At 38.7% G+C, this 22,225-nt stretch carries 17 protein-coding genes and 2 pseudogenes; 7 read left to right on the forward strand and 12 right to left on the reverse strand.

The features are described 5' to 3' along the window. Window positions 1-514: 514 nt before the first annotated feature. The gene (locus L652_RS0115485; protein ID WP_002959934.1) at window positions 515-994 is read right to left on the reverse strand and encodes a DUF721 domain-containing protein; all 480 of its coding nucleotides are present in this window, start codon (window positions 992-994) and stop codon (window positions 515-517) included. Between the two features lie 72 nt (window positions 995-1,066). Continuing rightward, window positions 1,067-2,415 (reverse strand): annotated as a pseudogene (gene pmbA / locus L652_RS01000000123945) (metalloprotease PmbA). Window positions 2,416-2,559: 144 nt separating this feature from the next. Between pmbA and yjgA the strand changes: the two are divergent. After that, entirely contained in the window at window positions 2,560-3,093 is a 534-nt protein-coding gene (yjgA, locus tag L652_RS0115495; RefSeq protein WP_002959930.1) for a ribosome biogenesis factor YjgA, read from the forward strand. Window positions 3,094-3,216: 123 nt separating this feature from the next. After that, window positions 3,217-4,590 carry an oxygen-independent coproporphyrinogen III oxidase gene (hemN, locus tag L652_RS0115500; protein WP_024596957.1) on the forward strand — a complete coding sequence of 458 codons (1,374 nt, stop codon included), beginning with the start codon at window positions 3,217-3,219 and terminating at the stop codon, window positions 4,588-4,590. Window positions 4,591-4,666: 76 nt separating this feature from the next. On the opposite strand, the gene L652_RS0115505 is transcribed toward hemN, so the two are convergent. The 3 genes from L652_RS0115505 to L652_RS0115515 all read right to left on the reverse strand — a co-directional run bounded on the left by L652_RS0115505 (window position 4,667) and on the right by L652_RS0115515 (window position 7,163). After that, complete coding sequence (locus L652_RS0115505; RefSeq protein WP_002959926.1) at window positions 4,667-5,182, reverse strand: DUF2489 domain-containing protein; 516 nt, start codon at window positions 5,180-5,182, stop codon at window positions 4,667-4,669. 12 nt (window positions 5,183-5,194) lie between these two features. Next, on the reverse strand, window positions 5,195-5,779 hold the full coding sequence (yihI, locus tag L652_RS0115510) for a Der GTPase-activating protein YihI (RefSeq protein WP_024596956.1): 585 nt from the start codon (window positions 5,777-5,779) through the stop codon (window positions 5,195-5,197). 751 nt (window positions 5,780-6,530) lie between these two features. After that, window positions 6,531-7,163 (reverse strand): c-type cytochrome, encoded by a 633-nt coding sequence (locus L652_RS0115515; protein ID WP_024596955.1) that lies wholly within the window; start codon window positions 7,161-7,163, stop codon window positions 6,531-6,533. Between the two features lie 281 nt (window positions 7,164-7,444). Between L652_RS0115515 and yihA the strand changes: the two genes are divergently transcribed. Further along, the gene (gene yihA, locus L652_RS0115520; protein ID WP_024596954.1) at window positions 7,445-8,113 is read left to right on the forward strand and encodes a ribosome biogenesis GTP-binding protein YihA/YsxC; all 669 of its coding nucleotides are present in this window, start codon (window positions 7,445-7,447) and stop codon (window positions 8,111-8,113) included. Between the two features lie 9 nt (window positions 8,114-8,122). Here yihA and L652_RS0115525 read toward each other — a convergent pair whose 3' ends face one another. From L652_RS0115525 to polA, 3 genes are all read right to left on the reverse strand, one after another. Continuing rightward, window positions 8,123-8,641, reverse strand: coding sequence for a DUF1285 domain-containing protein (locus tag L652_RS0115525; RefSeq protein ID WP_024596953.1), 519 nt, complete (start codon window positions 8,639-8,641; stop codon window positions 8,123-8,125). Next, window positions 8,638-9,225 (reverse strand): YceI family protein, encoded by a 588-nt coding sequence (locus L652_RS0115530; RefSeq protein WP_024596952.1) that lies wholly within the window; start codon window positions 9,223-9,225, stop codon window positions 8,638-8,640. The genes L652_RS0115525 and L652_RS0115530 overlap by 4 nt, the downstream gene beginning before the upstream one ends. A 489-nt stretch (window positions 9,226-9,714) precedes the next feature. Then, window positions 9,715-12,450, reverse strand: a complete 2,736-nt coding sequence (polA, locus tag L652_RS0115540) for a DNA polymerase I (protein ID WP_002959914.1) — start codon at window positions 12,448-12,450, stop codon at window positions 9,715-9,717. A gap of 524 nt (window positions 12,451-12,974) precedes the next feature. Between polA and elbB the strand changes: the two genes are divergently transcribed. The 3 genes from elbB to L652_RS0115555 all read left to right on the forward strand — a co-directional run bounded on the left by elbB (window position 12,975) and on the right by L652_RS0115555 (window position 16,980). Continuing rightward, window positions 12,975-13,622 carry an isoprenoid biosynthesis glyoxalase ElbB gene (gene elbB, locus L652_RS0115545; protein ID WP_024596951.1) on the forward strand — a complete coding sequence of 216 codons (648 nt, stop codon included), beginning with the start codon at window positions 12,975-12,977 and terminating at the stop codon, window positions 13,620-13,622. Window positions 13,623-13,855: 233 nt separating this feature from the next. Continuing rightward, window positions 13,856-14,251 (forward strand): cytochrome c5 family protein, encoded by a 396-nt coding sequence (locus tag L652_RS0115550; RefSeq protein WP_002959908.1) that lies wholly within the window; start codon window positions 13,856-13,858, stop codon window positions 14,249-14,251. Between the two features lie 164 nt (window positions 14,252-14,415). Next, window positions 14,416-16,980: a diguanylate cyclase gene (locus L652_RS0115555; protein WP_024596950.1), complete on the forward strand. Its 2,565-nt coding sequence runs from the start codon at window positions 14,416-14,418 to the stop codon at window positions 16,978-16,980. A 15-nt stretch (window positions 16,981-16,995) separates the two neighbouring features. Here the strand turns inward: L652_RS0115555 and rep are convergent, their stop codons facing one another. Continuing rightward, window positions 16,996-19,014, reverse strand: a complete 2,019-nt coding sequence (gene rep, locus L652_RS0115560) for a DNA helicase Rep (RefSeq protein ID WP_024596949.1) — start codon at window positions 19,012-19,014, stop codon at window positions 16,996-16,998. Between the two features lie 161 nt (window positions 19,015-19,175). Between rep and L652_RS0115565 the strand changes: the two genes are divergently transcribed. Then, complete coding sequence (locus L652_RS0115565; protein WP_002959905.1) at window positions 19,176-19,439, forward strand: accessory factor UbiK family protein; 264 nt, start codon at window positions 19,176-19,178, stop codon at window positions 19,437-19,439. 216 nt (window positions 19,440-19,655) lie between these two features. Here the strand turns inward: L652_RS0115565 and L652_RS0115570 are convergent, their stop codons facing one another. The 3 genes and pseudogenes from L652_RS0115570 to L652_RS01000000123950 all read right to left on the reverse strand — a co-directional run bounded on the left by L652_RS0115570 (window position 19,656) and on the right by L652_RS01000000123950 (window position 22,174). After that, window positions 19,656-20,300, reverse strand: coding sequence for an NAD(P)H-binding protein (locus L652_RS0115570; RefSeq protein ID WP_024596948.1), 645 nt, complete (start codon window positions 20,298-20,300; stop codon window positions 19,656-19,658). Window positions 20,301-20,304: 4 nt separating this feature from the next. Then, window positions 20,305-20,967 (reverse strand): carbonate dehydratase, encoded by a 663-nt coding sequence (gene can / locus L652_RS0115575; RefSeq protein ID WP_002959903.1) that lies wholly within the window; start codon window positions 20,965-20,967, stop codon window positions 20,305-20,307. Window positions 20,968-20,997: 30 nt separating this feature from the next. After that, window positions 20,998-22,174, reverse strand: a pseudogene (locus L652_RS01000000123950) (methyltransferase). Window positions 22,175-22,225: the final 51 nt, after the last annotated feature.

A 22,225-nucleotide genomic window follows, 5' to 3' on the forward strand; every position in this document is an offset into this window, starting at 1 on the left:
TCGGTTACTTTAGCTTCTTGTTGTTTTTCACCACAACCTACTAGACCAAGTGCAAGTGCTATGCTCGCTGCGGCCATTGTTACTTTGTTCATAATGATTCCGTTTGTTAGTTAGAATTAAATCATACCAATCTGCTTATGTATGGGGTCTATTTAACGTTAAGAAAATTACGCTAGAACTAGGCAAAAGTTTTTGTATCTAGTTGTTCTAAATAAAAAATTTTTAACGACGTTATAGTGCAATTTAATTCGTTAAATTGATCAAAGATTTATGCAGGTTGGTATCACATACCAACTCCATTAAATTCTTGAATATAGCAGGAGTAAAAATAGCACTGCCTGTACGCTTTTACTTAATGGAATGGGTATCAAGGGAGCTTTAAATAATAAAGCACACCACGCAGTATCATAAACCTCATTAGACCAACAATAAAATGGAATATGTAACAAAGTATTTTGAATGCGGTGAGCTGCAAAAATAGCCCTACCAATAACAATATAGTAGGTGGCTAAGGCTAACTTTTATTCTTTCCGTGGAGCGCTAAACGCTCTAGTTTTTCTTTTAATGAAGGGGGGGCAGAAGCCGCTATCGCATTTAAGTAATTAGCGGTTTGCTCACTCATTTTCCGTGAGTTGGTAACTGTAGGGCTGCCCGATTTATTCGCGGTACTTAATCGCTGAGTTGCTTGAGGATTTGCAGTTATTTTTATTTGCCCGAGCTCTGCCATTCCAGCAGCTCTAAAGTGTGAAAGCATATCCATTTTTAAATAATTAAGCCTAAGTGCAATAGGCGCAGATACCGCCTCTATCATTAGCGTGCCGTCTCGGTAATTACTAACTCGGCATTTATCACCCAATTTAGGGCCTAAAAAATCTTTTAATAGTGTTTGCTGTGTATCAAGTGCTTGGCTTTTGCCTGCATAAGCCGATAAACGATTATTTAACCCCGCCATAATATCGGTTAGCGGTTTTGGTGCATATCTATCTTTAGCCATTTTACACCTCGTAAAAACTCACTTAGACCCAGAGATAATACTCTGGGTCTAAGTATACACTGCGTATTAATACTACGCGCCGGCTATTTGCATTTGCTCGATTAATACTGAGCCTGTTTGAATACCACCACGGCGTTCTATATCACCACCAATGGCGGAAATACCTTTAAACATGTCTTTTAAATTACCAGCAATAGTAATTTCACTTACCGGATATTGAATTTCACCATTTTCAACCCAAAAACCTGCAGCACCACGAGAGTAGTCACCCGTTACGGTATTTACGCCCTGCCCCATTAGCTCTGTAACTAATAAGCCAGTACCCATGGTTTTTAATAGTGCAGTTAAATCGTTATGAGTTTGCTCAACGAGCCAGTTATGTATACCGCCTGCATGCCCTGTTGGGGTCATATTCATTTTGCGCGCGGCATAACTTGCTAATAAATAGGTTTGTAACTCGCCACCTTGAATAATTTCTCTATCGAATGTTTTAACACCTTCGCTATCAAACGGTGACGATGCCAACCCTTTTAAAATATGTGGGCGCTCAGCAATATTCACACAATTACTAAATACCTGAGTGCCTAAGCTATCAAGTAAAAAACTTGATTTACGATAAAGCGCACCACCACCAATTGCCGACACCAAGTGACCAAACAATGAATTTGCAATATCGGCTCTAAAAATAACAGGCACTTTCATTGTGCCTAACTTTTGGCTGTTTAATTTAGCTAAGGTTTCAGCTGCCGCTTCAAGACCCACNCCGCCGCATCATTTAAACCAGCCTGATCGCGAGCAACTGTATAAGCAGAGTCCCGCTGCATGTGTTCGCCATCTTTACCTATTACCATAGTACTAATACTATGACGAGTACGTGGAAAGCCTGCAATTAAACCGTGGCTGTTACCATAAACACGTAATCCCTGATGCGATGAAAAACTCGCACCATCAGAGTTAACAATGCGCTCATCTGCATTTAATGCAGCTTGCTCAGCAGCATGACAAAGCTCAATGCCTTCCTCAGGACTTACATCCCAAGGATGATATAAATCTAAATCTTTAGGATTAAATTCAAGTAACTCTTTATCAGCAACGCCGTTAAATGGGTCATCAGATGTAAATTTGGCTATATCAATCGCTTTTTCGACTACCGTGCGCAATGTTTTTGGATTTAAATCAGCCGTTGACGCCGAGCCTTTATTATTACCAACATATACACTAATGCCTAAGCCGCCGTCTTGGTTGAACTCAATGGTTTCTACTTCACCCATTCGTGTACTAACTGATAAACCAGACGTGCTAGACATCGCAGCTTCTGCAGCTGTAGCGCCTAATTTTTTAGCATGTTCGAGTACTTCTGCTACCGCATCTTTAACTTGCGATATTTGAGAATAAATTGGATCGTTTTGTTGGCTTTTCATAAATTAAGTCCTGAGCCTTAGAGGCATAATGCACGCATTTCTTATATTTAAATGCTAACACACTCAATGCATCACATCAGCTAATATTCCTAAGTATCATATTCATGTATAATGGCAAAAGTTATTTTTATTTAAGAGCACCCCATGGCAAAGAAAAAAGGCAAGCCTGCTGAAATTGAAGAAGAAATTGAATATGTATCAAGAACGGAGCTTAAACGCGAAGCGCAAGAGTTTCATCAGTTAGGTACTGAAATTGCCAAAATGGGTAAAAAACAGCGCGAACGCCTGCCATTAAATGACGATTTAAAAGAAGCGATGGTTGTTGCTGATAAAATAAGTAACAAAAGCGACGCGTACCGCCGCCACTTAAATTACATCGCTAAAACACTGCGTACTGTAGAAAACATTGATGATATTAAAGCGATTATCGATGTGATGCTTAATAAAAATAACCAAGCTGAAGTATTGGTAAAAAAAATTGAGCAATTACGTTCAGATTTAATTGAGCAAGGTGATGACCTTATCAATGAGACTATTGAGCAGTTTCCGTCTCTTGATCGTCAACAAATGCGCCAATTAGTTCGAAATGCGGCAAAAGAAGCGAAAGCTGAAAAGCCAGGTAAAGGTTATAAAGAATTATTTCAATACCTTAAAGATGCTCATACTATTACGTATTAATTAGGTTGTCTTAAGTTATATTTTATTAAAAAAGGTGCTTCGGCACCTTTTTTGTTATAGATCAAACCGCCTTCCTGAGTACTTTTTTATAATCCCTCCTAAATAAATACTTAGGTGCGCGTGATGATTAAACTTCCACAATGGGATGAAACCCTAATAAACAAATATAATGTGTCTGGTCCGCGTTATACCTCTTATCCCACGGCTTTATCACTGCGTGACGGATATCAGCAACAAGACCTACTAAGCGCTATAGAATCGTCAACAAGTCGCTCTCTTTCTTTATATATTCACATCCCGTTTTGTAGTCAGCTTTGCTACTACTGTGGCTGTAATAAAATAATTACCCGTCATCAATCTAAGGCAGATACGTATCTCGACTTTTTAGCAAAAGAAATTACTGCCCAAGCGCCTTTATTTAAAAGCTACACGGTTGAGCAATTACATTTAGGTGGCGGTACTCCCACCTTTTTAACCGCAAAACAAATGACCCGTTTAATTAAGCTTTTAGAACAACACTTTAATTTTACACGCACGACAGAGCGCGGCATTGAAATAGACCCACGCTCACTTGCCGATAATATGCTTGTTGATTTAAGGATGCTTGGCTTTAACCGCGTCTCGTTTGGGATTCAAGACTTTAACGATGACGTGCAACTTGCTGTTAATCGCCCGCAAAATGCAGATACCGTTAAGCAATTAATTACACAAGCTCGCGAGCTGGGATTTCAATCTATTAATGCAGATATGATTTACGGGCTTCCTCTGCAAACACCACAAAGCTTTAAACAAACTATAGAGCAACTCATTGAGCTAAGCCCTGACAGAGTATCAGTGTTTAACTACGCGCATTTACCAGAGCGCTTTGCTGCACAGCGTAAGATTAAAGATGCAGATTTACCCAGTACTCATAATAAGCTCACCATGTTTAAAAATACGCTGGAGCAGATGACGCAAGCAGGCTATCAATTTATTGGTATGGACCATTTTGCAAAAACTGATAATGAACTAGCTGTTGCGCAAAATGAAGGCAAGTTACATCGTAACTTTCAAGGTTATACAACCCATGGAAATTGTGATTTATTAGGTTTAGGCGTGTCATCAATTTCACAAATTGGCACCGCCATTTTACAAAATCAAAAAGAATTAAAACATTATTACCACAGCGTAGAAACACAAAGCGGCAGTGCTCTTAATAAAGGAATGCACTTAACACATGATGATGTAACTCGTGCTGATGCAATTAAACAGCTCATTTGCCAATTTGAATTAGATATACAAGGCTTTAGTGAAAAACACGCGCTTATATTTAATGACTACTTTGAGGATGCATTAGTAGCGCTGGCGCCACTTATAAAAGATGAACTAGTCACTATAATTGATAATAAAATTAGCGTAACACCACGCGGGAACTTATTCATTCGTATTATTTGTATGTGCTTCGATGCTCACTTACAAAAACAAATTAACGCAACGCGCTTTTCAAGGGTGATTTAGCCTGAACTCTGGGTAATAAATACATCGGCACAAAAAAAGCAGACCTAGGTCTGCTTTTTGTATTTAAGTTGTAGCTTTAATTAAAAACGACTTTATCGCTACCTGGAGCGGCTTTAAACTCGATGATAATTTTAGCGCAATCCGCTTTAACTTCATCTTTAAGTGTTTTTTCAGCTTGCCAGCGAGCCTTATCTAGCTTAAAAATCTCTTTTTTAGAGTATTTTTTGCGTGCATCGTGCGTCGGCATTTCTTTAACTACCTGATACATTTTATAAATACCAGGATACTGCGTCGTTAAATCACGCTCGCTTTCAAAGGCATACTGAGACATAAGTACCCAGATGCGTAAACAGCCTTCAGAAAACTCACACTGCTCTTCATTCATTGCACGTGCGATTAAATGAATACTATCGGCTAGTTTTGCGTTTCGCTTTAAACGCGACTTTTCAAGCTTTTGCTTTTGTTCAGCCTGCGTTTTAGCAATTAACTTTTTTTGCGCATTTAACTTATACAGCAACTGACCCGCATAAAATGCCAAACCAGCTATAATAGCAGCGCCTAAAAGTAAGGCTAAAATTACCGAGGTACTCATTATTTTTCCTTACTATTTGTCGTCTTCATCTAACCATTCGTTGGCTAAATCATCAGATAAGTATTGATCGAAATCAGAATTGCCTTGGCTTTCAAGGTCATCTTCAAACTCGTCTTCGTCCTCATCTTCAATACCAAGAATTTCACATAACGCCTGATGACGGGCAATGCGACTATTAAAGTACTTAGCATCTTTACCTGTTAGCATTTCACCTTTTTCATGACGCTCTACTAATTTAAGTAAACGTTCATCATTCTCAAGTGCTTCTAGCTCTTGTTCAGGTGTAAATTCAGGCTCGATTACTTTTTTCAGCTCAATAGTTGGCTTTAAGTTGCGTTTCATTTCAACTTTAGGCTCTGGCGCGGTTGCGATTAACGGCACAGGCTTTTTACTGCCTACACGCTTATCTTTAGGCGCCTGATTACTATTTTGGCTTTCGCTATCTAGTAAATCTGGCGCATTACGAGAACCGGGCTTTGCGCCTTTGGTTTTTTTAACTCGCTGCTCTTTTAATGCGCGCATTTCTTTAAGCTTATCTTGGCTTAAACGAACAGGTCCGTTTGCTGGGCTTTTGCGTGACTTTTTAGTTCTACTCATATCTTGATCATCTCACTTAAGAGGTTTTGAGCGAAGCGCAAATTAATGGGCATCGCAGTGCTGGCCTAGCCAGAAGAATTCAGTTTGCGCTATAGAGGTTGGGTTTCTCATTTAAAAGCGCCTTAGCTAATTAATCGCTAATTTTAAACGGTGGGAATTGTAACAGGACAAATAAAAAGGCGGTAGAGAAAACATCTCTACCGCCTGCTAATCTGAGCGCCATTATCTGGACACTTCTCCCTTCGACTTTTTTTAGTCTTTATTATTTTTATTATTATCAGTCCGTATTGTTATTATTTTACGTTCCTTGTTACATTCCATTTTGTTTTTATTATTAAACTTCCATGAGTTTTTTATTATTTTCGGTCATCCTGACACTTTTTTATTATTTCCTTTAGTAGCACCAATCTTGTGCTATGTAGTCATGCCGCGCCACTTTCCTTATAGCTGTTTCCATTTTGTTATTGTTCTTTTGCGACAGTGGTTAATTTACTCGTTAATGATTTTGTTACAACTGGTTTATATAACTTTTATTATACTTATTACATTTCAAAATCAAATAAACAATAAAATACAATAGGTTAATGATGCATAAAAAATAAAAAGAAGACTTTTCTCACACTCTAGCATGGTCAATGTCTTACATTTAAACGGGTGATATCGTTAATTTTACGCACAAAAAAAGCAGCCAAGGCTGCTTTTTGTAAAACATTGTAGTATATTTATTATTAATTGCTAAATAAATACGACTTTAGTGTAAACCACCTAAGTACTGAGAAAGTACTTCAATATCTTTATCTGTTAATTTCTTCGCTATATCGCCCATCATGCCATTTAAGTCATTGTGACGAGTTCCATCACGGAATTTTTCAAGTTGAGACTTGATATATCCAGGATGCTGAAAAGAAATTTTTGGAAACTTAGCAAGTGACGAGCCATTACCACGTGGACCATGACATGCTGCACATGATGGAATTCCACGCTCCGCATCGCCTGCTTTAAAGAGCATTTCGCCAACTTCAACAACATCTTTAGGTGTAGCACCTTCAGTCATGTTCATTGAAGAAAAATAAGCAGCTAGATCCTTCATGTCTTGCTCGCTAAGTGGCATAGCCATAGCGCTCATTACTGGATCCATACGCCCTTCTTTGCCGCCTGACGTCATACCTAATTTTAAATCCTGAAGTTGCTTAAGGATATAATCTGGATGTTGACCTGCAATTTTAGGGTAAATATTAACCGGCGCATTACCGTCTGGGCCGTGACAAGCCGCACACGTTGCTGATTTTTCTTTACCTGCGTTTACATCGCCATCAAATGCTGTTGCGTTGCTTGCTGACAACGCACCAAGCAATATTGTTAAAGATAGTGCTATTTTTTTCATGGTGAATTCTCTGTTTCCGACCCTGTATCATCTACAATCGTGATGTTGTAATACATATATTCTACACGATAATAAATTCTCTGGCACGTTTTCTACACATATTAAGCTTATAATTTACAGGGTTTTGACTTAGATTAAGCTTTAACATGTTTTAAATGTACCATAGGTGCTGTTTTTAGGTGGTTAAATACGCTTTTTAATACATCCTTTATAGTATAAAATACGCGCCCTGAGTGAATTTGGTTTACTCAATGTTATTTATTTAAGTTTTAGGAGAGCCTGTGCTCAAATCTCGTATCAAATATAATACTGCGTCTTTCGTAACAAGCGCTCCCGACATTACTAAATTACCTGCTGATACGGGAATTGAAGTTGCGTTTGCCGGTCGCTCCAATGCAGGCAAGTCGAGTGCATTAAATGCATTAACAGATCAGAAGCTAGCACGTACAAGTAAAACACCTGGGCGTACTCAGCTAATCAACACATTCGATTTAGCGGATGTTGACGATATGCGCCTTATCGATTTACCGGGCTATGGCTTTGCTAAAGTACCAATCGAAATGAAAAAGAAATGGCAAAAGTCGTTAGGTGAATATCTGCAAAAGCGTCAAAGCTTAAAAGGTATTGTTATTTTAATGGATATTCGTCATCCATTAAAAGATTTAGACCGTGATTTAATTAACTGGGCAATTGGAAGTGAAATACCAGTATTGGCACTATTAACTAAAGCCGACAAACTAAAGCAAGGCCCTCGTAAATCACAAGTACTGCAAGTTCGCCGTGAATTAAGCACGCTTGATGGGGATATTACAGTTCATGCGTTTTCATCATTAAAGGGCACCGGTTTACCAGAAGTAGCTAAAAAGCTAGATGAATGGTTTTTAGGTCCTATTATTGCTGTACCACCTACCGATGAAACAATCACAGACGAAACCAACCCAGAGGCTTAAACGCTGGCGTTACGATAAATAAAACTGCTTTCCTGCAGATTTAATAAAATAGCCGAGCTTATCAGACTCGGCTTTTTCAGCCCACTGATAAAATACACTGCGTGAAACTCGCGCACTACAACCATACGGTAGCTTTAAATAAGGCACCTTTGAACCATTGTAGTCTTTTATATACAAAGGCTGCTGAGCGCTCACTAGCCACTGCCTAGCTAAATTATCAATACAACACAACACTTGCCCTTGCGCTGTATTTTCAAAACGCCAATCAACAATAATAAACGGCGCATCTTCAACCGTTATTGTTATTTTTTCGACAGGGGTTTTTAAATAAAATTGCTCGTCTTCTTTACACAATACAGAAGCAAACAGCTTCACCATGGCTGGGCGTGTTATTTCGCTGCCATCGTAAAACCATTTCCCTTCATTATTAATAACAATTGGCAGCTCCCCACAATGGTTAGGCTGCCAACTATCAAAAGGTTTGCTTGGCTCGCTTAATCGCTTGCTAAGCTCACTTAAAGAAATCACTGTTTTTTAAGTGTTATTGCAAATGTAACAGGTACTGCTGTTGCAATTGAAGGTAAACCCGCTAGCTCTTGCAGCTTTTTAACGCCTTCGGTTACACCAAAATCATCACTATTAATAATAATAGGTGTTAATGATGATACCGTTAAATCACCACTTTGCGTGCTGTTAACGAGTACATCAATTGCCAATGGTTTTTTATTACCATGAAAATCAAGCTCAGCTTTAATACCCTTCAATACATATTGACCAGGCTTTTTGATATTACTTAGCTCTTTAGCTAAATTTGCAGTTAAAACAGCATTAGGGAATTTAGCCGCTTCGAATAAAAATGTAGCTAAACGCTCATTACGAATAGGGATTAGAGTTTCGGCTGATGTTAAATCAACATTAACGCTAAACTCACCTTTATCAGAAAGCATACCTTCAAGGTTAGTAAAATGGTGAGCTTCAGCAATCGAATCTTTTTTAATTGAAACAAAGCTTAGTTGGCTTTTATCATTCACTAGCTGCCAATTGGCCTGAGCAACATTAGAAATAACTAAACTTGATAAAGAAAAACCTGCAATAGCTAATGCTTTAAACATAACGCACTCCTTAGTAATAAAATGAAAAGAATAAAAATGATAGCACTTCGATGGTATCACCTGCGATGTACCCAAACCACCTCGAAGTGACGAATGAACAATACAATTGGTATAGCGCAAAAAAGAATTAATTAGATAGGATTTTTAGGCATAAAACAAAAAACGGCCCACCAAACAAGTTGGTAGGCCGGTATAGCAAACTGGGGAGAAGCTATCAATTTGTTGCACCCTTTCAGATGCATCATCAACAGGATGTCCTACAGGATAGGACAGGCGGGACTTTAACAAAAGCACGCATTAAAATACAATCATATTCCTGTAAAATAGCTCGAATTGACGAACATATAACTATTTAATACAAATAGTTGCTTAAATTAACCTTATTTTAACTAAAGCTTGCATATAGCTAATTAAATAGCTGTTATTCGCCATTTTTATTAAGCATAAAAAAAGCGCCAAAAGCGCTTTAATTAAAATGCTCAAATTGCATTAATGGGCTTGTTCCCAGTTGTCACCTTCGTCGGCTTCAACAATAAGCGGCACATCAAGCGCTGCAGCTTGCGACATCAGCTCACAAATATGTTTTGTATATTCAGGTGCGCAGTCTGTTTTAATTTCAAATACCAATTCATCGTGTACTTGCATAAGTAACTTAATCGTATTTGGCGCTTGTTCGTGTACCCAGCGGTTAACGCTCAGCATTGCCTTTTTAATAATATCAGCAGCAGTACCTTGCATTGGCGCATTAATAGCAGCACGTTCGGCTCCTTTTCTGCGCGCCCCATTACGTGCGTTTATTTCTGGCAAATGTAGGCGGCGACCAAATATTGTTTCAACATAGCCATTTTCAGCCGCTTTTTCACGTGTTGTTTCCATGTACTCTAATACACCTGGAAAACGCTCAAAGTACTTATCTATGTAATGCTGCGCTTCGTGGCGCGGCACATCTAGTTGACGTGCTAAACCAAATGCAGACATACCGTAAATTAAGCCAAAGTTTACTGCTTTCGCCTTGCGGCGCATATCGGTAGTTACATCATCAAGCTCGACACCAAATACTTCAGCGGCAGTTGCACTGTGTACATCTAAGCCGTTAGCAAATGCATTTAATAGACCTTTGTCTTGTGAAAGGTGCGCCATAATACGCAGCTCAATTTGGCTGTAATCGGCAGCGACAATTTTATAACCATCTGCAGCTATAAACGCTTCACGAATTCGACGCCCTTCTTCTGAACGAATAGGAATATTTTGTAAATTAGGATCGGTTGAACTCAAGCGCCCCGTTGCTGTAATTGCCTGATGATAAGACGTATGTACACGCTGGGTTTTCTCATTCACCATTAATGGTAATTTATCGGTATAAGTTGATTTAAGCTTTGATAAACCACGATGCTCTATAATTACTTTAGGTAGTGGATAATCATGAGCAAGCTCTTGCAATACTTCTTCTGCGGTAGAAGGTGCACCTTTAGGTGTTTTTTTGATAATAGGCAGCCCAAGCTTTTCAAACAACAGTACTTGTAGTTGCTTAGGAGAGCTTAAATTAAATGGTTCGCCTGCTATTTCAAATGCTTCTTTTTCAAGCTCAATTAAACGCTCGCCTAAACGCATACTGTGTGCTGCAAGCATATTGCTATCTATTGCAACGCCGGTTCGTTCAATATCAGAAATCACACTAACAAGTGGCATTTCTATATCTTCGAATACAGATTTTAGCTTTTCATCAGCCGCTATTTTTGGCCAAAGCACTTCATGTAGGCGCAAAGTAATATCGGCATCTTCTGCAGCGTAAGGCGCAGCTTTTTCAAGTTCAATTTGGTTGAAGGTAAGTTGCTTTTTACCTTTGCCAGCAATATCTTCAAAGCTAATATTTTTATGACCTAGATATTTAAGTGCTAGCGAGTCCATATCGTGGCGTGTACCCACACTATTAAATACGTATGACTCAAGCATGGTGTCAAACTTAATACCGTTTAGCGCAAAACCTGCATTCGCTAATACACTTTTGTCGTATTTAAGGTTTTGCCCTACTTTAGCTTTGTTTTCATCGGCCAAAATTGGACCTAGCTTTTGCATTACAAATTCCAGACTTAATTGCTCAGGCGCACCCGGGTAGTCATGCGCTAGAGGTAAATACACAGCTTCACCCGCTTTTACGGCAAAACTCATACCCACTAATTGCGCTTTCATATAATCAAGGCTGGTAGTTTCTGTATCAAATGCAAATAACTCGGCACTATTTAATTGCTCTATTAACGTATCAAATTGCGCTTGCGTTAAAATAGTTTCGTAATGAGCATCTTCTACTTTTGGTAATTCAGTGGCTTCGGTAGGTACAGCTAAATGTGTTTCTGCATCTTTGGGGTTATCTAGTAACTCAGCTAACCAACGACGAAATTCGCACTCACCATATAGTGCAATTAATTCGTCTTTATTTGGCTCTTGTAATTTGAACGTATCAAGATCAGATTCAACTTCAACATCGCACTTAATTGTTGCAAGCTCGTAGCTTAAAGGCAGATGATCGAGAGCTGCAGCTAACTTTTCACCTATTTTACCCTTAATCTCACTTGCGTGATCCATTACACCTTGCAACGAGCCATATTTCTCTAACCACTTAACGGCCGTTTTTGGACCACAACCTTCAACACCTGGGATATTATCGACCTTATCGCCCATTAGTGCCAAGTAATCGATAATAAGTTCGGGGCCTACACCAAACTTTTCAACTACGGTAACAGGGTCTGAAATACTGTCGGTCATCGTGTTTATTAATGTAACGTGTTCATTTACAAGTTGCGCCATATCTTTATCGCCAGTGGAGACAAGGACATGCCGTTTTTGCTCAGTTGCAATGCGTGCAAATGTGCCAATAACATCATCAGCTTCAACGCCTTCGATACTAATTAGCGGAAAACCCATCGCTTTAATAATGCTATGTATTGGTGCTATTTGCGTACGTAAGTCATCCGGCATCGGCGGGCGATTTGCCTTATATTCGCTATACATATCGTTACGGAACGTTTTGCCTTTAGCGTCAAATATAACCACCATGTGTGAGGGATCATATTGTCTGATCAAGCTTTTAAGCATGTTGATCACGCCATAAATAGCGCCCGTAGCCTCACCTTTAGAATTAGTTAAATGCGGCGGAGAATGATAAGCACGAAATAAATATGACGAGCCATCAACTAAAATAAGTGGGTTTTCGGGGATCTGAGCCATGGTGAATTTGGATCCTAAATGCAAAAAATTAAGGTAATTATAAGCATGCCATAAGGTAGTAAATAAAACGACTGTGAATTGCTGTTTATCGTGTTATTAAAACTAGAGCAAGCTGTGGATAAGTGTGTAGATAACAGCCACGAGCTATTCTTCCAAAGCATTATAAAATGCCTAGAAAATACTTTAACTGTATGTTTTAATTTAAAAAAGATAATACGAGGTTCTTTTTTTATTATTTTAAACCAATGTGGAAAAAGGTTTTCTAACGACTGCTTCTGTTGTTATTCACTTTGATTATTCGCGTCCATTTAAATAACCGGAGGAGTATTCTAGCACAATGGATCGAAGATCATAGCGATCCTTTATAATTTTTTTAAAGGCAAAGTGATCGCAAATGGCATAAACCGCAAAACGACTTGCACTGCGAATGATTTTTGTACTAAAAATTTATTTTCGCGAGAAATTTTGAGCATGTTAAACTTCATCCGATCGACTTATAAAAAAGACTTTAGGGGCACAAAAGCATGAAAAACGTAGCAGTAATATTAGCAGGGTCTGGTGTGTACGATGGTAGTGAAATTAATGAAGCAATTTTAACTTTATTACATATAGCCAAAAATGGCGCAACGTATCAGTGTTTTGCACCAGATATTGAGCAACTTCATACCATTAACCATTTAACAGGTGAAGTAATGCCTGATAAACGCAATGTATTAACAGAAGCTGCTCGCATTGCACGAGGTGACATTAAATCGCTGATTGAACTAGACGTGACTCAGTTTGACGCATTAATTGTACCTGGCGGTTTCGGTGCTGCAAAAAACTTATGCGATTTTGCAATTAAAGGCGCAAAAGCAAATATCAATCAGGACGTCCTTAATGCTTGTAAATCATTTGCAAAAGCAAATAAGCCTGCAGGTTATATGTGTATTGCACCCGCATTGATCCCATTTATTTATGATAACGCCGCACTTACTATTGGTAACGATGTAGAGACAGCACAAGCGCTAAGCACATTAGGCGCTAAACATATAGATTGTGTGGTTGACGGTGTAGTTATCGATGAACCAAATAAGCTAGTTACCACCCCTGCTTACATGTTGGCAGAATCGATTCTTGAAGCCGACGCAGGGATCGCAAAACTAGTTAGTAGCGTATTATCAATAAATTGATTTTGATCTTAGGATCTAAAAAGTTAATTGAATGACTGATTGCGCTTATTAAATTGCTTAACAAAAAACAGTAAATAATTAAATTTTATTGCGTTAACGCAAAAAGTAGTCAGTTTTATTAATAAAAACGGCTCTTAGCATTTTATAAATTGGCTCAGAGAGTTATAATCGGTTTAATTTCCGTCATCTTTAATCGTGATTGATCACGTTCAAATCGAAGTGAGCAAGGCAAAATGAAAAAATTAACAGCTGCAGCATTATTATTGCTAGCAACCACTGCATACGCACAGCCATATGATAACTCTATGACTGAAGATGCAATTAAAGCACGTCTCGCGCCGGTTGGTGCTGTATACCTTGAAGGCGATAAAGCTGCAGTTGCAGCGGCGCCTACAGGTCCACGTTCTGGTGAGCAAGTATATCAAGGTGCATGTTTTGCATGTCACGGCACTGGTGCACTAGGCGCGCCTAAATCGGCTGACGATTGGGCTCCACGTATTGCTAAAGGTAAAGATACTTTACTTGAGCATGCGCTAAATGGCTTTAATGCTATGCCTCCAAAAGGCACGTGTATGGATTGTTCTGATGATGAGATTAGTGCTGCTATCGACTTTATGACATCGAAATAAGCTCGATTGAAATATACAAAAAAGGTTTACTTCTGTAAGCCTTTTTTAATGCCTAAAATAGTGTATCTAGCTACTGCTTTAGTAGGAATATCAACTTGACGATAAGCACTAAAAGTGAAAGTATAAGGCTAATAACTATACAATAAAGATAGCCGGTTAGATCATTGGAAGATAAACTATCAGTATCGAGTAAATTGGCGTATCAAAATAAACGCCTTAGAGCGCTTCTCGAAAAATACAAACAATCACATCACTTACAAAATGCCCTGATCCAATTATCAGAGCAGGCAAGTACTGTGGCCGAGCTAACCCTGCTATACCCCGCCATCCATGACATTTTACAAAAGTACGTACCGAGTAAAAGTTTTTATGTGGTGCTGCTAAATCAATACAGTCAATCACTAGAACTTTCTTACTTTTCAGATGAAAAAGATGGTATTGCCGTCGCCCTTAACCAATCAAATAGCTTTGATGAAGGCGCCACGGGTTATGTATTTAAACAGGGTAAAACCACATGTTTTACCAAGCAGCAAATGCAAGATGCTGCAGCAGAAGGTTTATTTAAAGCATTAGGCACTCCTGCCGAACACTGGGTAGGCGTACCTGTTTACCAAGAACACAATATTATCGGTGTATTAGCAGCTCAAAGTTACGATACAAAACAAGGCTATAGCTCACAGCAAATACAATTACTCGAGTTTATGTCGCTTTATTTGGCAACAGCAATAGAGCGTGTAAAAAAACGAGAACTCCTTGAGTCAGAAGTTAAAATTCGCACCCGCGCACTCACTCAAAGTAACGAGGCACTAAACCTTGAAATAGAGCAGCGTAAACACGCACTTCAACGCCAGCAAATTCTATTTAAAATATCTGAGATAGCAACACAAGCTAAAAACCTTGATGACGCTTATTTTAAAATACACGAAATAATAAAAACAATTACCTACGCAGAAAACTTATATATTGCACTTTATGATAAAGAAACAGGGTGGATTAGTTTTCCATATTGTGTAGATGAATTTAAAGAAAATACACAGCCAAGACGCTTTGCTAAAGGTTATAGCGAACTGGTAATAAGCACCGAAGAAACACAACTAATACACCCATGTAGAGCAAAAGAATTAATAGAAAGCGGTGTGGTACAACGTTCAGCACCTGTACCAAAAGAGCAAATGGCCACTAGCTGGTTAGGCGCTCCACTTAAAACAGCTCAAGGTGTTATCGGCCTTATTGTTTGCCAAGCCTACGATAACAAACATATTTTCAGCCGAGATGATTGCGAGTTAATTACCTTTGTATCACATCAAATTGCAGCTGTTTTACAAACAAAGCTGGTCAATCAAGCTATTGCAAAAAGCCATCAAGAACTCGAATTTAGAGTAAACGAAAAAACCAAAGAATTGCGTCAAACTAATCTGCACTTACAGATGCAAATAGATGAGCGAAAAAAAATAGAGCAGCAGCTTTATCATGATGCACATCACGATTCGCTTACGAGCTTACCTAATCGCAGTCTATTTTTAACTCAGCTCGAAAAAACGCTACAACATTATCAACGTTTTCCTGAACATCACTTTGCTGTTTTGTTTATTGATTTAGATAAATTTAAAGATATTAACGATCAGCTTGGCCACCATGCCGGCGATCAATTTTTAATTAACGTAAGTGAGTTATTTTCCCAATGTATACGCGAGCATGATTTACTAGCACGCTTAGGCGGGGATGAATTTGTTATTTTATTAACCCATTTAACTGAGCCTCAACAAGCAGAAGATGTTGCAAATCGTATTATAGATTTAATGAAAAAACCCTTTTATCTCAAAGGTGAGTCTTTACAAAGTGGCGCAAGTATAGGGATAACCTACTCAAAGAAAAGCTATACGCATACAGATGAAATTATTCGTGATGCCGATGCCGCCATGTATCACGCCAAAAACTCAGGAAAAAATCGTTACGAGTTATTTCATCCGCTATTAACGCAATCAATACCTGCGCAGACCCTAAAAGCACAACATCACCTTGATATATTACCTATGAGTTTTAGAAGCTCAGAAATAATTACGCTTGATGAGCAACAACAGTCTGAATCTTTATTTGAAGCATTTGGTGAACACCCAATACTTGGCTTTACTAGCTTTGATATTTTGAAAAAGTTTGCATCAGATAAAGAGCAGCATCTGCAAGTAGAGTTACAACTATTACAACGCGCCTATGCACAAGCAATTACTGCAAATGTAGCTATGGCATTGATTCCTTGCTCTGGTTTGCTACTTGAGGAACACGAATTTGTTTTATTTACAGATACGCTAAATAAACAACAAGGACAAAGCCAACTCTGTTTATTATTTGATGAACAAGAAATTCGCCACGCATGTGCAACGCAAATAAAAAACCTCAAAACGCTATCACAACTTGGTTATTCAATTGGTTTAAACAATTTTGCTAAAGACAGGTGCGAACTTAATTTACTAACCGATATTAATTTTGATTATTTACTACTTAGCTCGACCTTTAGTAAACGTGTTTTACAACAAGAAAGTTACGATTTTCAGCTACAGGGCGTGCTTGCAATTACAAAGCTCAAAGCAATGAAGGTCATTGCTAAAGGCCCATCAATACTTAATTTTAGAGCTTTATTAGATAAACACGGTTTGGCATTTTTTGTAGGTAAACAACACGCTTTAGTATGCTCTGAGTTACCTGAAGTGCAAGCAACCCAGTCTTTATAAAGTTAGCCTGAGGTATTACTCAGGCTTTTTAAACATCGCTCGTAAGTTAGCGACTCTTGCTTGGCCTTTTTCCATGCGCTCTGCTTGGGTATTTGGCGCCTTTTTGTTTTCGAACGCAAGATCGTCCTGCGGTAACTCTTGTACAAATCGGCTTAATTCAGTTTGCGAGGTTTCACCAAATTGACGACGTATCTTTGCATAAGTAAGTGTTAACTCCTGCTGTGCGCGAGTAATACCAACATAAGCTAAGCGACGTTCTTCATCTACGTTGTCCTCATCAATACTTACCTGATGCGGAAGTAAACCCTCTTCCATACCCACCATAAATACGTACGGGTACTCTAAGCCCTTTGATGCATGTAGTGTTGATAAGTGCACTGCATCGGTTTCATCTTCTTCTTCGTTACGCTCAAGCATATCGCGAAGGGTTAGCTTGCTAACAACCTCGGCTAATGTCATTGGTTCGTTGTCGGCATCACCGGTCAACATATCTGTTATCCAACGATACAGCTCTGATACGTTTTTCATACGCATTTCAGCCGCTTTTGCACTCGGTGACGACTCGTACAAATATGCCTCGTAATTAATATTACGCACTAAGTCTTTAACAGCTTCGAGCGTATCACCGCGTACTGCGTTATCAGATAGCTCAACAACCCAGCGTGCAAACCCAGCAAGCGCATTAAAGCCACGCCCTTTTAGTCTGTAGCCTAAATCGTTATCAAAACAGGTAGCAAACAAGCTCGCGTGCTTTTCATTAGCAAGCGTACCAAGCTTTTCAAGGGTAACCGTGCCTATTTCGCGTCGCGGTGTATTTACGATACGTAAAAATGCATTGTCATCATCTTGATTAACTAGCAAACGTAAATACGCCATAATATCTTTAATTTCTGAGCGAGCGAAAAACGACATACCGCCACTAATTTTATAAGGGATACGGTTACTCATTAGTGATTTTTCAAAGCCACGTGCTTGATGATTACCACGATATAAAATCGCGTAATCTTTATAGCTGGTTCGCTTCATAAACTTATGTGAAATTATTTCAGCAACCACACGCTCAGATTCATGCTCTTCATCGCGGCACCCTATTACTTTAATCGGCTCACCGTAACCTAGTTCACTAAATAACTTTTTCTCTATATCATGTGGGTTATTGGCAATTAAAATGTTAGCCGCTTTTAGTATTCGCCCTGCACTTCGATAGTTTTGTTCAAGCTTTATAAGTCTAAGCCCTGGGTAGTCTTTACCTAATAACACTAAGTTTTGCGGGCGAGCACCACGCCATGAGTAAATTGATTGATCGTCATCACCTACCACAGTAAAACGGGCACGCTCGCCTACTAGCAATTTAACAAGTTGATATTGGCTTGTGTTGGTATCTTGATACTCATCCACCAGCAAGTATTTAAAGCGTTGCTGCCAGCGCTCACGAGATGTGGCGTTATTAGTAAGTAACAAAGTAGGGATCATAATTAAATCATCAAAATCCAGTGCATTATAAGCACGCAGCTGGTTTTGATAGCGCCCATATAACTGCGCGAACAATGCTTTTTGCGGATCACGCGCTTCGCGTATTGCTTGCTCTGGCAGTACTAATTCGTTTTTCCAACTACCAATTTCCATTTTAAGTAGTTTGAGTAAGTCCTTGTCTTTTTTGAGCTCATCTTCGGTGAGTTCACTAAGAAGCTGATTGGTATCTTGATCATCAAATAACGAAAAGCCGGGTTTAAACCCTAATGTACTCAATTCTTTTTTTATTATTTCTAAACCGAGTGTGTGAAACGTTGATACCCATAAACCTTTAGCGTCTTGCTTACCGAGTGTTTGCAGTACTCGCTCACGCATTTCTTTGGCTGCTTTATTGGTAAAAGTAACAGCGGCTATATTTCGCGCTTTGTACTCACATTTTTTCACTAAATAAGCGATTTTATTCGTAATAACACGGGTTTTACCAGAGCCTGCGCCCGCGAGTACTAAGCAGGGACCACTAATATATTTTACGGCTTCATCTTGTTTAGGATTGAGTTTCATAACGACCAAAGAAATTTAAAAGACTCGCAATTTTAACGTAACCATTACAGCGAGCATAGCAATTGCCTTAATTAATTAAGGTAAAGATGATCATGTGTTAAATACCGCGGGTATAAGGTAATATTAGTTATTATCATTTAGGCAATGCCGAAGGGACAAATATGATCAACCCAGCAAAACTTGAAGAAATTGCTAAGCAAATTACTAGCAATATGCCACAAGGCGTAAAAAACCTAGCAGACACACTCGAAGGTAAAACAAAGCAAGTTCTACAAAACAAGCTTGCTGAGATGGACTTTGTGAGCCGTGAAGAATTTGATGTGCAAAGCCAAGTACTTATTCGTACTCGCGAAAAGTTAACCGAACTTGAAGCTAAAGTTTCATTGCTTGAGCAACAACTTAGCGCTAAAACTGACGCTGAATAATTATACCAATTGCATTAAATTAGTGTTCTATTATAGCGATAAGAAAATAGCTCAATAACAAGGCTAAAATTATCGTACATAGTTGTTCTATATAAATAATTTTTAACGTAGTTAGTGAGTTATTTAATACGCTAAAATGATCATTTTTTAATAAAATTGGTATTAATTTAATGTACAAAAAAGGCAGCTTAGGCTGCCTTTTGCGTTTTACTCAGTTTATTCAAATAGCTCATCAAGTACATAATAAGACAACTTAGCCTGCTGAGCTAAACTCACACTCAGCATTTTTTGCGCAACTTGTTCGCCAGTTATTGGTTTATAACGCTTTAAAAACGCAAATCGTGTAATAACAGGAAAAATAATACTGCCTATCTTTTCTGCCACTCTAAATTGCTCACGATCACCTAATAATAAAGATGGCTGTAAAATACTTATTTTATCAAAAGGGAGTGCTTTAATATGTTGCTCAAGCTCTCCCTTCATTTTCAAATAAGCACTATTACTGTGCGTATTCGCCCCGCTTGATGACACTAAGCAATAATGCGTAACGCCATTACATGCCGCTAACTGCGCCGCTATAAACTGATAATCAAAATCTACTTTACGCTGAGCGTGTATCGAGCCCGCTCGTTTACGGGTTGTGCCCAAACACGAAAACAATACATCACCTTTAAAAAGCTCAACATATTGAGTTAATTTTTCAAAATCAATAACGTGATTAACTAGCTTTGCATGTGTGACAGGCAGAACTCGACGGCTTAACGTAACTACTTTTGTATAACGATCGCTATTAAGTAACTTATGGAGCAACTCATTACCGACCAAGCCTGTAGCACCTATCAACACCGCCGTTTTAGTCATGGATTTATTTATTTTCACCCACTTTTTTAAATACGTGTTGCACTGCTTTTTTGTAGCTTTGCGTTTCTTCACTCGCGCACGTTACTACAGATTCTAAATCATGAAGATGGCCGTTTTCTAAACCATAAACCCAACCATGAACGCTTAGTTCTTGGCCGCGCTCCCAGGCATCTTGCACAATGTTAGTACGACACACATTACGTACTTGCTCAATTACATTTAGCTCAATAAGGCGGCTTAAGCGTTCGCTTTCTGGCATTGCGTCAAGTTGTTCAAGATGCTTTTCTTTTACATCTCCTACATGGCGTAGCCAATTATCAATAAAGCCAAATTTAGCATTGTTTAAAACGGCTTGTACGCCACCACAACCATAGTGACCGACTACCATTATATGTTTTACTTTTAAAACCTCTACAGCGTACTGCATAACCGATAAGCAGTTATGGTCAGTGTGTACAACCACGTTAGCAACGTTACGATGTACAAATAATTCGCCTGGTAATAAATCAACTATTTGATTTGCAGGTACACGAGAGTCTGAACAACCAATCCATAAATACTCTGGATTTTGTTGCATAGATAAAATTTTAAAAAACTCAGGGTCTGCTTCACTTGTACGAGCAGCCCAACGTTTGTTGTTATCGAATAAATTTTTTAACTTTCTCATTGCATCTCTTATTAAGTCGAGGACGGAAATTTAATGGACATTAGCAAGAATCAAAATATTACGAGGCGTTAACTGCTTTTCACAAAACGTTTTAACGCTTACTTGATAACCTTGCTGTTGCAAATATAAAGCACGATCGAGCACAAGCCAAACTTCAATTGCCCTTCTGAACACATGTCGAACCAGTTCAACTCGGTCAGTGATTTTTTTCCGAGCCCCCCCCAACTTCTAAATATTTAATATAATCAGTACCTTGAGGTAGTTTCATTGCCTTTTTATCTGCAGCCCATGCACAAAACGATTTAAACGAATCTGAGAATATAGCTTTGTTGACCGAAGGTACGCTTACGTAATATTGCTCGCCAGTGATCGACTTTCTTAGTGCATCAAAACCAAGTCGCCACTCAAGCTCTGTTTTACGTACTTTTTCCAGACGAGAAGGCGCTGTCACAGTTTCTTGTAATGCGAGCTTTAAATCACGATGCGTTAGATTAAGCTCACTTTTATTTGCATCCTCACTCATTGCACGGTACTCATTAGCCGTGAATAAATGGTAGCAACAAGGTGAAAAGCTAATTTGCTGTACTTTCGCTAAACTTGCTTGGCGCATAAATGCTTGGTGTAAGCCACCGCATGCGTGAAGTGCTACAGCATGCATATCTGTATTAAAAAATTGAGTGATATCGTCTTTTAATACATCGGCTTGGCTAAAGTGCATTGCTAAGCCTTGTTGCTGTGCACTTTTTTGTCCTTGCTCACATAAGCTTTGTTGCAGTTCAATACTATGCACATTACTTGCGCCATTAAACGCAAGCATTCGACCTAAGTGCCCTTTACCCGCACACCACTCTAAAACAGGTTGCTTGGTATTAGGTAGTGCAGATACAAAATCTTGTAACTGTGCAAACTTACGACCTTTAATGCCGTTACTTATCCAAAATGGATAATCAGCTTGAGAGTAGGCTGAGTTAGGTAACTCGCATAACTTTGCAAGTTCATCAAGTTGGCTTATATGTTGGCTAAAAAATTGGTATAGCTGGTTTTGATCGTTATCAAGAACGCTTACCTGATCATCAGTTAGTTCGCTAAGTATGCCTTGTAGCTCTGGCCAAGGTATAGTGTCAAAATCAAATGCAGTGCACTGCCAATACTGACGATGACGCATTAAAAGTGAATCAAGTGCTAAAAATTGCTCAGCTAAAGTCATAACAGCTTAAAAAATAAAAAAGACGATTAATTATATCAGTTTCGTGAATTA

This window comes from Pseudoalteromonas sp. TB25 (assembly GCF_000497995.1).
Taxonomy (GTDB): Bacteria; Pseudomonadota; Gammaproteobacteria; order Enterobacterales; family Alteromonadaceae; genus Pseudoalteromonas; species Pseudoalteromonas distincta.

Excerpts from the sequence above, each read along its gene's own strand:
- L652_RS0115550 (WP_002959908.1), top strand. The coding sequence starts at position 13,856 with ATGAAAAAATTAACAGCTGCAGCATTATTATTGCTAGCAACCACTGCA.
- rep (WP_024596949.1), bottom strand. The coding sequence starts at position 19,014 with ATGAAACTCAATCCTAAACAAGATGAAGCCGTAAAATATATTAGTGGT.
- L652_RS0115505 (WP_002959926.1), bottom strand. The coding sequence starts at position 5,182 with ATGAGTACCTCGGTAATTTTAGCCTTACTTTTAGGCGCTGCTATTATA.
- L652_RS0115485 (WP_002959934.1), bottom strand. The coding sequence starts at position 994 with ATGGCTAAAGATAGATATGCACCAAAACCGCTAACCGATATTATGGCG.
- yihI (WP_024596956.1), bottom strand. The coding sequence starts at position 5,779 with ATGAGTAGAACTAAAAAGTCACGCAAAAGCCCAGCAAACGGACCTGTT.
- yjgA (WP_002959930.1), top strand. The coding sequence starts at position 2,560 with ATGGCAAAGAAAAAAGGCAAGCCTGCTGAAATTGAAGAAGAAATTGAA.
- elbB (WP_024596951.1), top strand. The coding sequence starts at position 12,975 with ATGAAAAACGTAGCAGTAATATTAGCAGGGTCTGGTGTGTACGATGGT.
- L652_RS0115515 (WP_024596955.1), bottom strand. The coding sequence starts at position 7,163 with ATGAAAAAAATAGCACTATCTTTAACAATATTGCTTGGTGCGTTGTCA.
- L652_RS0115565 (WP_002959905.1), top strand. The coding sequence starts at position 19,176 with ATGATCAACCCAGCAAAACTTGAAGAAATTGCTAAGCAAATTACTAGC.
- hemN (WP_024596957.1), top strand. The coding sequence starts at position 3,217 with ATGATTAAACTTCCACAATGGGATGAAACCCTAATAAACAAATATAAT.
- can (WP_002959903.1), bottom strand. The coding sequence starts at position 20,967 with ATGAGAAAGTTAAAAAATTTATTCGATAACAACAAACGTTGGGCTGCT.
- polA (WP_002959914.1), bottom strand. The coding sequence starts at position 12,450 with ATGGCTCAGATCCCCGAAAACCCACTTATTTTAGTTGATGGCTCGTCA.
- L652_RS0115530 (WP_024596952.1), bottom strand. The coding sequence starts at position 9,225 with ATGTTTAAAGCATTAGCTATTGCAGGTTTTTCTTTATCAAGTTTAGTT.
- L652_RS0115570 (WP_024596948.1), bottom strand. The coding sequence starts at position 20,300 with ATGACTAAAACGGCGGTGTTGATAGGTGCTACAGGCTTGGTCGGTAAT.